The organism is Methylobacterium sp. AC690, assembly GCF_979256535.1.
Map to the genome: position 1 here is coordinate 1 of NZ_CEEDOX010000007.1, position 12,038 is coordinate 12,038.

The window sequence follows — 12,038 nt, forward strand, 5'->3', positions numbered from 1 at the left end:
AGGCCGTGCGCTACGCCGACGACAACCGCACCTCCGCCCTCCTCGGCCTCGCCGCCGTCGCCTTCGCGGTGGGCTGGTTCGCCCGGCCCCGGCGCTGATCCGCGGGACGGGTCCCGGACTGGGTTTTCCAGGCCATAAACCAAGCCATGAAGGCCTTCGGGCCGTCACTGCGGAACGGACGGCGGGATCCGTCGGTGCCCCAATCCCGTTCTCGTCCTCATGCGCGGCACCTCGGACGACGGGGCTCCTGCCAAAAGGCCAGTGATCTCCCGCGGACGGAACCGTTTTTCTCAGACCTCAGACCACAGGATAGACGATGAGCAAGGGCTACCCCTCGATGACCGCGCTGCTGGGCCTGCTGGCCGTGGCCGGCTACCAGAACCGCGACAAGCTCGCCGAGCTGCTGAAGGGCCACGAGGCCACCGCGCCGCAACGCACCGTCCCGCCGATCCCCAGCACCGCGTCCACGGGCGCCTCCACCGGCAGCGGCGGCCTCGGCAACCTGGCCGGCCTGCTGGGCGGCGTCGGCACCGCCGGGGTCGGCGGCCTGATCGCCAGCGGCCTGAGCGAGCTGGTCGACCACTTCACCAAGGGGGGCCACGGCGAGACGGCGAACTCCTGGGTCAACCACGGTCCCAACCGCGACATGCCCGAGACGGATCTGGAGCGGGCCATCGGATCGGACACCCTCGACCACCTGACCCAGCAGACCGGCCTGAGCCGCAGCGCGCTCCTCTCCCGGCTCGCGCGCGAGCTGCCCTCGGCCATCGACCGCTACGCCGCCGACGGCCGCCGCCCGGCCTGAGGTCGAGCAGAGACACGACCGGCGTCGCTTCGAGGGCGCCGGTCGCCATGCCGGCTTGCGGCGGGGGCAGGATCGACCTCCCATATCCTCTGCCGCGTCAGCGGTTTGGGAGCCCGTCCGTGAGCCCCTTCTCTCAGCTCGGCGCCGTCGATTGCCCGCTCCCCGTCCGGCCCGGCCGGCGCCTGATGACCTGGCGAAGAATGGCGGAGACCTGATCGGCCGAATAGGGCTTCTGCAGCAGTTCGAAGCCGTGCGCGCCTTCCTCGGCCAGCACATGGCTGTAGCCGGAGGCCAGCACCACGGGCAGGTCCGGCAGACGGAGCCGCAGAAGCTTGGCGAGCTCGATACCGCCCATGCCCGGCATGACCACGTCGGAGAACACGACGTCGAAGCTGCCACCGTCCGAGCCGATGCGGTCCAGCGCCTCCTCCGCATTGGCCGCCCAGGTTGTCGCATAGCCCAGGTCCTGGAGGATCTGAGTCGCGAACCGACCAACCTCGATGTTGTCCTCGACCACCAGGACGCGCTGGCCGGCCCCACCCGGCTCCAGGCCCGCCGCTTCCGATCCGTCCTCCGCCCCGACGAAATCCATCTCCGCCTCCGGCAGGTAGAGCGTGAAGGTCGTGCCCCGTCCCGGCTCGCTCGCGACGGCCACGTCGCCACCCGATTGCTTGGCGAAGCCGAACACCTGAGACAGGCCGAGCCCCGTGCCCTTGCCAACCTCCTTGGTGGTAAAAAACGGCTCGAAGATGCGGGTCAGGACGTCCGGGGAAATGCCCGCGCCCGTATCGGAGAGGGAGACTGCCGCGAAGGGCCCGGGGGCCCCGGCATGGCCGCGAATGGACGGAAGCGGCATGCCGCAATCCAGCCGCAGGGTGAGGGTCCCTTCGCCCTCCATCGCGTCCCGTGCGTTGACCGCCATGTTCACGAGGGCGGTCTCGAACTGGCTGACATCCACCCGCACGCAGCAGGGATGGTCGGGTAGCTCCGTCCGCACCGCGATGCGTGCGCCCGTCACGGTATCGAGCAGTTCGGCGACGCTGCGCAGCCGGCTGCCGACGTCCACCGTCTCCGGTTTCAGGGTCTGGCGTCGGGCGAAGGCGAGGAGCTGGCCCGTCAGCTTGGCGGCCCGGTCTACCGTGTCGGACACGGCATTGAGGTAACGGGCCTTGCGTTCCTCCGCGAGATCCGGCCGACGCAGGAAGTCGACCGAGGAGCGGATGATCGTCAGCAGGTTGTTGAAGTCGTGCGCGACGCCCCCGGTCAGTTGTCCGACGGCCTCGAGCTTCTGCGACTGGCGCAGGGCTTCCTCGGCCTGCTGCAGCGCCTGCTCCTGGGTCTTCTCCGCGGTGACGTCCCGCCCATAGGCGTAGACGAGGTCTCCCTCCACGGAGGTCCGCCAGGAGATCCAGCGCGGGGTGCCGTCCGCGTGGCGGTAGCGATTTTCGAAGTTGGTCAGGTCGTTGGCCGAGGCCGCCCGGGCCAACCCCTCACGGGAGAGGGCCGCATCGTCCGGCCAGACGAATTCCAGCAAGCTGCGACCGACAACGTCCGACGGATGCTGGCCCAGGATCGCCTCCCAGGCGGGGTTCACCGCTCGGAAGACACCGTCGGCCCCGACGACGACGAGGAGGTCGCGCGAATTGCGCCAGACCCGGTCGCGCTCGGCGGTGCGTTCGGCGACCCGCTGCTCCAGGGTCTCGTTGAAGCGCACGAGCTCGGCCATCACCCGCTTCTGGTCGTCGATGTCGGTACTGGTACCGACCCAGCGCAGGACGGTACCGTCGCCGGCCAGCACCGGCTGCGCCCGCGCCAGGAACCAGCGATAGGCGCCGTCTCCGCGCCGGAGACGATACTCGCACTGGTATTCCGACAGCGACGAAACCGTCGCGCGCCATCGATCGGCCACGCGGGTCCGATCGTCGGGATGGATGATGGCGAGCCATCCCGCCGCGTCGAGGTCGCCGGAGCGCAGGCCGGTGTAGGCGTAGACCCGTTCGTTGAACCAGTCGGCGGCGCCGGTCGCATCGGTGGTCCAGACCAGATTGGGCAGCACCTGCGACAGGACGCGGAACTGCTCCTCGCTGGCACGCAGGGCGTCCTCGGACTGCTTGCGGGCGGTGATCTCGATGGCGCTCCCGAGCACGCGCACGCAGCGCTCGCCCTCGAAGAGGCCGCGCCCCTTGGCAGCAACCCAGCGGACGATCCCGTCCGCCTGTCCCACCGTTCGATACTCGACGTCGTAGACGGCGCGTCGCGCCGGATCGAGCGCGGCGGCAAAGGCCGCCATCGTCGCCTCGCGGTCGTCGGGATGCAGGCCGGCGAGAAACTCCGCTCCCGAGACCGGGGTGTCCGACGACATGCCGAACATCGCCTTCACCCGCTGCGGCCAGTAGGCCGTGTCGTTCACGACATCGACGTCCCAGAAGCCGATGTCGGAAGCCTCGGTCGCGAGGCGCAGGCGGGCTTCCGTCTCGCTGAGTTCCGCCTGCGCCGCGATCTGCCCCGTCGTCTCCGCGCAGGCGCAGAACATGCCGACGATCCGGTCCGCGTCATCGCGCAAGGGCGAGTACGAGAAGGTGAAGGACGCCTTCTCCGCGTAGCCACGCCGGTCGATCTCAAACGGCATGTTCTCGGACCAGGTCGCTTCACCGGCGAGCGCGCGTTCGACCATGGGCTCGACATGGGTCCAGACGTCGGAGAACACGTCCCGGAACGGCCGGCCGAGGGCCGCCGGGTGCCTGAGCCCGAGAATCTCGGCATAGGCGTCGTTGTAGAGGAAGGCGAGTTCGCTCCCGACCGCCGCGAACATCGGGAAGCGCGACCCCAGCATCAGGCTCACGGTCGCGCGCAGGCCGGCCGGCCAGGTCTCCGGCTGTCCGAGGGCGGAGCCGGACCAGTCGTGCGCGCGCAGGCGCGCGGCCATCTCGCCGCCACCCACGAGAAAGGTCGGCGCCGCCCCAGGCCCTGCGGCGAGCCCATCATCCACCGATCCGCGCTGCACGGCCTACACCCCTCCGCTCCGCCACTGCCCGTCCGCTTCCGGACAACCGACCGCGCGCCGCGCCGCCGGCGCCGCTGGACGACGAGGCTCCGCGCGTCGAACGCGTGCATGCCCGCGCTGTGACGAAAACGGCGCGCAACGGCTTCGGCGACGCTTCATGCCAGTTTTCGTCGGGCGTATCCGGCACGTCGTCGTCGCACCACGCCGCGCGCACCGGCTGGTCGGCGAGGCAGCGCATGCCCTCGCGCGCGGTGAAGACTTCGGACGGCATTCGGACCGCTCCACAAGGCGAGTTGCCCCTTTGGACGGACGGCCCGTCAGACACCGGTCTGCCCAGGATCCCGTCCTCAGGCCGTCCGGCCGGCGCCCGACGGGTTGCCGACCCGCTCCGCCGCGAAGCGCTCGCGCAGCCAGGCCGCGGCCGGGCCGCAGGGGCGCTGCTTGTGCCAGACCAGTTCCAGGGCGATCGGCCAGTCGCCCTGATCGAACTGCAGGTCCGGGGTCACCAGATCAGGCGCCGTCTGTGAGGCGGCGATGACGTGGTCCGTGACGAAGGCCCAGCCGATCCCGTGCTTCACCATCTCGAGGATCACCCAGTGGCTCTCCACCCACCACACCTCGGCGGCCACCCGCAGCCGGCGCTTCTCGGGCCCGTCGCTGCGTGCGGCCACCAGGATCTGCCGATGCCGCTTCAACTCCTCCCACTCCACCCGCGCCTTCGCCAGGGGGTGGTCGCGCCCGCAGACGAGCTTGAGGGGCACCCAGCCGATGGTCTGGAAGCCGAGTTCGGTGGGCAGGACCTCCTGGCGCCACATCACGCCGAGGTCGGCCGCCCCCGACTGCACCATGCGGCTGACGTCCTCCATCAGCGGGAAGAGCAGTTCGAGCTCGACGAAGGGGAAGTGCCGCGCGAAGTCCGCGAACAGCGCACCGAGCGCATGCTCGGGATAGAGCTCGTCGATGGCGACTACCAAGCGGTTCTCGACCCGCTGCTCCAAGCTGCGGGCCACGCCGACAAGATGCTCACGGCGCTCGAGCACCACGCGGGCTTCCAGCAGCAGACGTTCGCCGGCCGGGGTCAAGACGGGATTGCGGCCCGCCCGGTTGAACAGAGTGACGCCCAGATCGGCCTCGAGATTCGACACCTGGGTGCTGACCGCCGACTGGGCTTTCCGCAGCGCCCGGGCCGCGCCCGAGAACGATCCGGCTTCGGCTGCCGCCACGAACGCCTGGAGCTGATCGAGCGAGACCGCCATCTATCCGATATTCCGATACGTCCTAACTTGCAGCACCGTGTATGGCAGATAGAAGACGGCGGACCAAACGGACCCCTTCAGGAAACACCATGCGTACGACCCGTGACCGTATCCGCCACGCGATCCTGTTCGAGGTGGTGGGGCTCGCCCTGATCATCCCGCTCGGGACGTTGCTTTTCGGGCTGCAGGGCTCGGCCATGGGCGTGATCGGCGTCGGCAGCGCCCTGGCCGCCATGGTGTGGAATTACCTCTACAATCTTGTCTTCGACCGCACGATGCAGCGCACCGTCGGGCATACCCGCAAGGGCCTTCTGCTGCGCGTGGGGCACGCGGTCCTGTTCGAAGCGGGGCTGCTGGTGATCCTGCTGCCACCGATCGCCTGGTATCTCGGCATCGGCTTCACCGAAGCCTTTTTCATGGACCTCGCGATCGCGGCCTTCTACGTGGCCTACGCCTTCGTCTTCAACCTGACGTACGACGTGACCTTCCCGGTGAAGACTTGGGGCGACCCCGCGCCGAAGCCGTCTCACTAAGGGCGCCGCCGCCGTTGATCTTCCACGGTTCGGCGGACAGGGACAGCCTGTCCGCCGCATGGAGCCGAGGTCGATCCCGAGATGAAAGGCGATAGCCCCTCTGACCTTGGCCGAGGGCAGGTGCGTGGGTTGCACCACCCGCAGCCGGGGTCAGGTCCGCTTCGGGAGCGAACGCTCCCCCGTCGCGTGTTCAGCGCTTGAACTTGCCGTCGTACTTGAACTCGGGAGCAGCCTTCAGGGCGTCCTTGCTGGCATTCACCGAGGCCTTCCACTTCTTCGCACCGGCGTCGTAGGTCAGCGCCACCGAGGACGGATCCACCACCACGTAGCGCTCACCCATGCCGAGGAAGCCGCCGACCGACATGATGTAGCCGGTGAGCTTGCCCTTCTCGATGACGAGATCCTTGATCTCGCCGACATTGCTGTTGGTGCCGTCGACGACGTTGAGGCCGATGAGGTTGTAGCTCAGCACGGCGTCCTGCGGGACGGGTGCGAACTTCACGGCGGCCGGGGGCATCGGCGCCTCGTCCTTGGCGAGAACGGGACCAGTCAGCGCCGTGACGGCGGCGAGGGCAAGAACGAGGCGACGCATGGGAAACTCCTGTGTCCCGGAACGGGGACCAGGAATGGATGGCCGCGACAAAGCGTTCCGAACCGCGGCCGGAATTTTGTCCTGGAACGGTATCGGATCGGCGGCTCGCTACACCCCCGCCCCATCGCGGGACGGAACGGGCCCCCGCGCGCCGAACAGCCCGATCCGATCCGGGGCGACGCCGGCACAGTCCTGCCATCAGGGGTTCAGCCACAAGGTCACGACCGATGGGCGGCAAGATCTCCAAACACCGTCCGGGCCGCCGCTCGCGGAACGACCATCTTTGAAGAAGCTGCATCAAGCTGGTTCCTCCACCGGGGAGACCGGGACGCTCCTCGATTGTGGGGTCCGCGCATGAGCGCGTTCACCGAACCTGCAAGCGTCAGCAGAGACGCTCCTGGCAAAGCACAGTCTCCGGCTTGATGTCAGGCCAACATTGCGTCGAATTCAACGTCCGACGCGGATCATCGCCCCGTCTCTACAAACTATCATCAGAGAACCACACAATGATCGATCGAATTCTGTCAGTACGGTACATTATTATCAGCATATCGCCCTGAATACAATACTGATCAAATCACCGTGATGGCCTGCCAGACTTCCAGTACTGCGCTATAACTCCGCAGATTATCGCCCCTCAACAAGCCCCGGACGCTGCAGAGGCGGTTCCAGGCGAGAGCTCTTCAAACAAACGCTCTCGATGACGAGGAAGAGGACGCCGCGTTGAACATCGCCGACTCCAGGAAACTGAACACCAAGACCTTCGAGATGCAGGGGAAATGCCCGTTCGGTGGCGACCGCATCGGCGGCGCCGTCGGCAGCCCACCGGCATTGTCGGATTGGTATCCGAACCGCCTGAAGGTCGAGCTCCTTCATCAAAACGGTCCGCTGGCCAATCCCCTGGGTCAGGACTTCGACTACAAGGCCGCGTTCGAGACCCTGGATCTCGAGGCGGTCAAGCAGGACATCAAGGCCTTTCTCACGACATCCGTCGCGTGGTGGCCGTCCGATTATGGCAATTACGGACCGCAGATGATCCGTATGGCCTGGCATTCGGCCGGAACCTACCGGATCGCGGACGGTCGCGGCGGAGCCGGCGAGGGGCTCCAGCGCTTCGCGCCGATCAACAGCTGGTGGGACAACGGCAACACCGACAAGTCCCGGCGCCTGATCTGGCCGATCAAGCAGAAGTACGGGAGCGCCCTGTCGTGGGCCGACCTGATGGTCCTCACCGGCAATTGCGCCCTGGAGATCATGGGTTTCCCCACTTACGGCTTCGCTGGCGGACGCCAGGACGCGTGGGAAGCCGACAACGCGACCTATTGGGGCCCCGAGATCTGGGACCCGAACGACGTCACGTCGTTCGACAGCATGGTGACCCGCGACAAGCGCTGGCGTGGCCAGAACGGCGATGCGGACTACGATCTCGAAAACCCGCTGGCCGCCTCGCACCAGGCGCTGATCTACGTCAATCCCGAAGGCCCCTACGGGAATGGTGACCCGATCGGGTCCGCCCGCGACATCCGCACGACCTTCACCCGGATGGCGATGAATGACGAGGAGACCGTGGCGCTGATCGCCGGCGGCCATGCCTTCGGGAAGAGCCACGGAATGGTATCGGCCGATCAGGTCGGACCGCCGCCGGAGATCGCCCCGATGGAAGCGATGGGGCTCGGCTGGCACAACCCCAAGGGCACGGGTTTCGCCCAGTACACGATGACCAACGGGATCGAGGGAAGTTGGACGCCGAACCCGACCCAGTGGGACAACGCCTACCTGGAAAATCTCTTCAGGTTCGAATGGGTGCAGACCAAGAGCCCGGCCGGCGCCTCGCAATGGACCCCGGCCGATCCGGATGCGCCCAAGACCCCGGACGCCCATGTCCCGGGCCAGATGCATGGTCTGATGATGATGACCAGCGACATCGCCCTGAAGGTCGACCCGGACTACCGCAAGGTCTGCGAGAAGTTTCTCAACGACTTCGATGCCTTCACCCTGGCCTTCTCGAAGGCCTGGTACAAGCTGACGCACCGCGACATGGGTCCGAAGGAGCGCTACCTCGGACCTGAGGTCAAGATCGAGGACGATCTGCTTTGGCAGGATCCGATCCCGCGCCGCGACCATGCTCTGATCGATGACGCCGACGTCGCCGCGCTGAAGCGGGACATCCTGGCGGCCGGCCTCTCGGTCTCCGATCTCGCCTTCACGGCCTTCTCGGCGGCCTCGACCTATCGCGACAGCGACAAGCGCGGCGGGGCCAATGGTGGTCGGCTGGCGCTCGCCCCGCAGAAGGATTGGTCGATCAACCGTCGCACCGTGCCGGTGGTAACGGCCCTGCGGCAGATCGCGGACGCCTTCAACGGCCGCCAAGCCGGCAAGCGGGTGTCGCTGGCCGATCTCATCGTGCTCGGTGGATGTACCGCCGTGGAGAAGGCGCTCGCCGATGGTGGCCACCCTGCGACGGTGCCGTTTACGCCGGGTCGTGTCGACACCCGGCAGGAACTGACCGACATCGAGATGTTCGAGTGGCTGAAGCCCGTGGTCGACGGTTTCCGCAACTATGTGGCGGAGGATTTCGCCGCGGTCGCTCCGCGCGTCTCCCCCGAAGAGCTTTTCCTCGACAAGGCGTATCTCTTGTCGCTCACGGCCCCCGAATGGGTGGCCCTGGTGGGCGGTCTCCGGGCCCTGGGAGCCAACCACGACGACTCACGGCATGGAATCTTCACCGATCGGGTCGGCGTTCTGTCGAACGACTTCTTCGCGAACCTCACGAGCGTTGATCTCGAATGGCGCAAGGCCGACCCGAAGGGCATGACCTTCGCGCTGGTCGATCGGGAGAGCGGCGCGATGAAGTTCACCGCGACGCGCTGCGATCTGGTGTTCGGGTCGAATGCGCAGCTCCGCTCCGTCGCCGAAGTCTATGCGAGCAGCGACGGCGCAGCCCGGTTCGCGAAGGACTTCGTGAAAGTCTGGGACAAGGTGATGATGCTCGACCGCTACGACGTCCGGGCGCGGTCGCACGCCCCCCTCTGACGCCAAGAACCCCTCTGACGCCAGGTAGAGGAGGGAAGACCGGGACATCCTCGTGCGGATGTCCCGGTCACGGCCAGCCTTATGACGTCCGCGTCGAATCCCCCATCCTCTCGGCCCGCGAATCCGTGGCACGGGCCTCGATCCCGTTACAACAATGACCTCGCCGATCCCGGCCCTTCCCGCCGAAGGTCGGTATCGGGTATCTCCCCGGCAAAGCCGTCCGACCGCCCACCGGTTCGCGCGAGCCTCCGACGCCACGGTGGAAAAATCGACCGCAGGGCATCGCTGCCCGACTCGGTTTCGATACTAAAACGAGCGGATTCGCTTCGGCGGCTTCCCCAATCGAAATCGCGGCGCGCACGGATCATCGCGGCGGCCCAGCGGGGCGGAGGGAACGACGGCGCTGGTATTCGTTGAGGAAATTAGTCCCTCACGAGCTGGATGCGGAGAATACCGGACTGCGCGGAACGGTATTCGAAGCTGAGCCGTTCCCTGACCCCGGCCGACATCAGCCCCGATGTCGCGTCGGCAACACGCTTGTGAGGACGCCCATGAGGAAGTCTCTGTTCGCCGCCGCCATCCTGGCCACCCTGGGCGCCATCTCGGCTGCTCCGGCCTCTGCCGCCCCCGGCATGATCGGCGCAGTCGACGCGCCGACCGCCGTCACCGAGGTTCGGATGGACGGCATGCACGGCCATCGCGGCCACGGTCGCATGATGGGTCACCGTCACATGCGCGGCCACATGATGCGTCACCATCGCCATCATATGATGGGCCACCGTCACCATCGCGGCCACATGATGGGACATCACCGCGGCCACCGGATGTAAGCGAGCCCCTGAGGGTTCAGATCGATCCGAATACGAACTCGGACGAGAGGGTCGAGACACGCGGCGGCGTGCGCGACGCTCTCGTCTTTTCCGGCCCCAACGAAGCGCCCCGAAGTTCCGAGGATTTCGCCCTGCTATCGGGTCTCGTCCGGGAGCTGAAGCTGTTCAGAGGCTGATAAGTCCCCATGCCGGGGCGTGATTCGATCCGCCGGCATCTGAGGGAGCCTCGCCACGAAGGCTCAAGATCCGAGCCTCGAGCGAAACGACCGTCGGCCGGTCCCGACTGGAACCTTGTCGCCAGTGCAGCGGCAGGCCCGACGCGAAGGGTTTTTCGGCAGAAGCAGTGGTGGGCCCGGCAGGACTCGAACCTGCAACCAGACCGTTATGAGCGGTCGGCTCTAACCATTGAGCTACAGGCCCTCTCGCTTCCTCAGCGATGAGACGAGCGATACCCGAGTGGGAGACGCGCGTCACCTCGGATTCCATGATGCAGACGCGGATCAGCGCGGGTTTTCGGGCGACGATGCGGCGCAGCGCGGTGAGGCCGGACCTCCAGGATCGCGCTGTCGGCGAAACGGTTGGATGCAGGTAAGCCGCAGGTTTGCTGGTGGGGCGCCGCCCGGACGGGCTCGTGCTGTGCGGCGCGTGCGCGCCCGCACAGCCTTGCCCTCGGCCGGATCCCCGCGTCTGGCCGTGTCTGGCGTGACCACCACATGAGGACGACAACGGTCGTGGCGGAAGCCACGCGCCGTCCGTTTGTCCTCGAAACACCGTGAGCGTCCTGCATGCCTTCCCTGTCCGACCCGATCCGCATCGGCGCGATCGACGCCCAGAACCGCGTCTTCATGGCACCGCTGACCCGCGGCCGCGCCTCGCGCGAGCACGTGCCGACACCGATGATGGTCGAGTATTACCGCCAGCGGGCCAGCGCCGGCCTGATCCTCACCGAGGCAACCGGCATCTCCCAGGAAGGCTTGGGCTGGCCCTTCGCGCCCGGCATCTGGTCCGATGAGCAGGTCGAGGCCTGGAAGCCGGTGGTGAAGGCCGTGCACGAGGCCGGCGGCAAGATCGTCTGCCAGCTCTGGCACATGGGCCGCATCGTGCATCCGGACTTCCTCGGCGGCCAGAAGCCGATCTCGGCCTCCGCGACCACGGCCCCGGATGCGGCGCACACCTATGCGGGTAAGAAGCCCTACGCCGAGGCGCGGGCCCTTCCCATCGACGAGATCCCCCGCCTGCTGGCCGACTACGACCGCGCCGCGCGCAACGCCCTCAAGGCCGGGTTCGACGGCGTTCAGATCCATGCGGCGAACGGCTACCTGATCGACCAGTTCCTGCGCAACGGCACGAACCTCCGCACCGACGCCTATGGCGGCTCCATCGAGAACCGTCTCCGCCTGCTCACGGAGGTCACGCGCACGGTGGCCGAGGCCGTCGGCCGGGACCGTACTGGCGTGCGCCTGTCACCCAATGGCGCGATCCAGGGCGTCGATGATTCCGACCCCGAGGCCCTGTTCGGTGCCGCGGCGGCGGCCCTCTCACAGATCGGGATCGCCTTCCTCGAGCTCCGGGAGCCGGGCCCGAACGGCACCTTCGGGACGTCCAACCATCCGCCGATCGCCCCGACGATGCGGGCGGCCTTCGACGGTCCGCTGATCCTGAACTCGGATTACGACGGCCCGCGGGCGCAGGAGGCTCTGAACGAGGGCCACGCCGACGCCATTGCCTTCGGACGCCCCTTCATCGCCAACCCGGACCTGCCGGAGCGGCTGTTCGCGGGCGCCCCGTTGAACAAGGATGAGGCGAAGACCTGGTACAGCCAAGGCCCGGAAGGCTACATCGACTATCCGACTCAGAGTGCCGCCAAGGCGGCCTGACGTCGCCGAGGCGAGATCATCCGAGCCGTCTATTGTATCATTCTCGACACTAGACGGCGCCTCGATCGAGGTGAGACCCAGGCGAAAGCGGTTTCACCTCGATCACTT

9 protein-coding genes, 1 tRNA gene and 1 pseudogene are annotated in these 12,038 nt (G+C 67.3%); 6 read left to right on the forward strand and 5 right to left on the reverse strand.

Features of this window, described 5'->3' with window-relative positions:
* Together AC0IY1_RS09615 and AC0IY1_RS09620 are read left to right on the forward strand one after the other, a co-directional pair.
* Positions 1-98, forward strand: a pseudogene (locus AC0IY1_RS09615) (CsbD family protein); the annotation flags it as partial.
* A gap of 218 nt (positions 99-316) precedes the next feature.
* On the forward strand, positions 317-805 hold the full coding sequence (locus AC0IY1_RS09620; protein ID WP_471769174.1) for a YidB family protein: 489 nt from the start codon (positions 317-319) through the stop codon (positions 803-805).
* A 133-nt stretch (positions 806-938) separates the two neighbouring features.
* Here AC0IY1_RS09620 and AC0IY1_RS09625 read toward each other — a convergent pair whose 3' ends face one another.
* From AC0IY1_RS09625 to AC0IY1_RS09635, 3 genes are all read right to left on the reverse strand, one after another.
* Positions 939-3,731 carry a hybrid sensor histidine kinase/response regulator gene (locus AC0IY1_RS09625; RefSeq protein WP_471769425.1) on the reverse strand — a complete coding sequence of 931 codons (2,793 nt, stop codon included), beginning with the start codon at positions 3,729-3,731 and terminating at the stop codon, positions 939-941.
* A 55-nt stretch (positions 3,732-3,786) separates the two neighbouring features.
* Complete coding sequence (locus tag AC0IY1_RS09630) at positions 3,787-4,080, reverse strand: hypothetical protein (RefSeq protein WP_471769176.1); 294 nt, start codon at positions 4,078-4,080, stop codon at positions 3,787-3,789.
* A 76-nt stretch (positions 4,081-4,156) separates the two neighbouring features.
* The gene (locus tag AC0IY1_RS09635; protein ID WP_055950459.1) at positions 4,157-5,065 is read right to left on the reverse strand and encodes a LysR family transcriptional regulator; all 909 of its coding nucleotides are present in this window, start codon (positions 5,063-5,065) and stop codon (positions 4,157-4,159) included.
* A gap of 89 nt (positions 5,066-5,154) precedes the next feature.
* Here AC0IY1_RS09635 and AC0IY1_RS09640 point away from each other — a divergent pair, with 89 nt between their 5' ends.
* Positions 5,155-5,598 carry a PACE efflux transporter gene (locus tag AC0IY1_RS09640; protein ID WP_055950462.1) on the forward strand — a complete coding sequence of 148 codons (444 nt, stop codon included), beginning with the start codon at positions 5,155-5,157 and terminating at the stop codon, positions 5,596-5,598.
* A gap of 190 nt (positions 5,599-5,788) precedes the next feature.
* Here AC0IY1_RS09640 and AC0IY1_RS09645 read toward each other — a convergent pair whose 3' ends face one another.
* On the reverse strand, positions 5,789-6,190 hold the full coding sequence (locus AC0IY1_RS09645) for a PRC-barrel domain-containing protein (RefSeq protein ID WP_055950465.1): 402 nt from the start codon (positions 6,188-6,190) through the stop codon (positions 5,789-5,791).
* A gap of 768 nt (positions 6,191-6,958) precedes the next feature.
* On the opposite strand from AC0IY1_RS09645, the gene katG reads away from it, so the two are divergent.
* Positions 6,959-9,223 carry a catalase/peroxidase HPI gene (gene katG / locus AC0IY1_RS09650; RefSeq protein WP_471769427.1) on the forward strand — a complete coding sequence of 755 codons (2,265 nt, stop codon included), beginning with the start codon at positions 6,959-6,961 and terminating at the stop codon, positions 9,221-9,223.
* A gap of 551 nt (positions 9,224-9,774) precedes the next feature.
* Positions 9,775-10,053, forward strand: coding sequence for a hypothetical protein (locus tag AC0IY1_RS09655; RefSeq protein WP_055950468.1), 279 nt, complete (start codon positions 9,775-9,777; stop codon positions 10,051-10,053).
* A 344-nt stretch (positions 10,054-10,397) separates the two neighbouring features.
* Here the strand turns inward: AC0IY1_RS09655 and AC0IY1_RS09660 are convergent.
* A tRNA-Ile gene (locus AC0IY1_RS09660) sits at positions 10,398-10,473 on the reverse strand.
* A gap of 365 nt (positions 10,474-10,838) precedes the next feature.
* Here AC0IY1_RS09660 and AC0IY1_RS09665 point away from each other — a divergent pair.
* The gene (locus AC0IY1_RS09665) at positions 10,839-11,930 is read left to right on the forward strand and encodes an alkene reductase (RefSeq protein ID WP_471769179.1); all 1,092 of its coding nucleotides are present in this window, start codon (positions 10,839-10,841) and stop codon (positions 11,928-11,930) included.
* The last annotated feature ends 108 nt before the right edge of the window (positions 11,931-12,038 follow it).

Excerpts from the sequence above, each read along its gene's own strand:
- AC0IY1_RS09620 (WP_471769174.1), top strand. The coding sequence starts at position 317 with ATGAGCAAGGGCTACCCCTCGATGACCGCGCTGCTGGGCCTGCTGGCC.
- AC0IY1_RS09625 (WP_471769425.1), bottom strand. The coding sequence starts at position 3,731 with ATGGCCGCGCGCCTGCGCGCGCACGACTGGTCCGGCTCCGCCCTCGGA.
- AC0IY1_RS09630 (WP_471769176.1), bottom strand. The coding sequence starts at position 4,080 with ATGCCGTCCGAAGTCTTCACCGCGCGCGAGGGCATGCGCTGCCTCGCC.
- AC0IY1_RS09635 (WP_055950459.1), bottom strand. The coding sequence starts at position 5,065 with ATGGCGGTCTCGCTCGATCAGCTCCAGGCGTTCGTGGCGGCAGCCGAA.
- AC0IY1_RS09640 (WP_055950462.1), top strand. The coding sequence starts at position 5,155 with ATGCGTACGACCCGTGACCGTATCCGCCACGCGATCCTGTTCGAGGTG.
- AC0IY1_RS09645 (WP_055950465.1), bottom strand. The coding sequence starts at position 6,190 with ATGCGTCGCCTCGTTCTTGCCCTCGCCGCCGTCACGGCGCTGACTGGT.
- katG (WP_471769427.1), top strand. The coding sequence starts at position 6,959 with ATGCAGGGGAAATGCCCGTTCGGTGGCGACCGCATCGGCGGCGCCGTC.
- AC0IY1_RS09655 (WP_055950468.1), top strand. The coding sequence starts at position 9,775 with ATGAGGAAGTCTCTGTTCGCCGCCGCCATCCTGGCCACCCTGGGCGCC.
- AC0IY1_RS09665 (WP_471769179.1), top strand. The coding sequence starts at position 10,839 with ATGCCTTCCCTGTCCGACCCGATCCGCATCGGCGCGATCGACGCCCAG.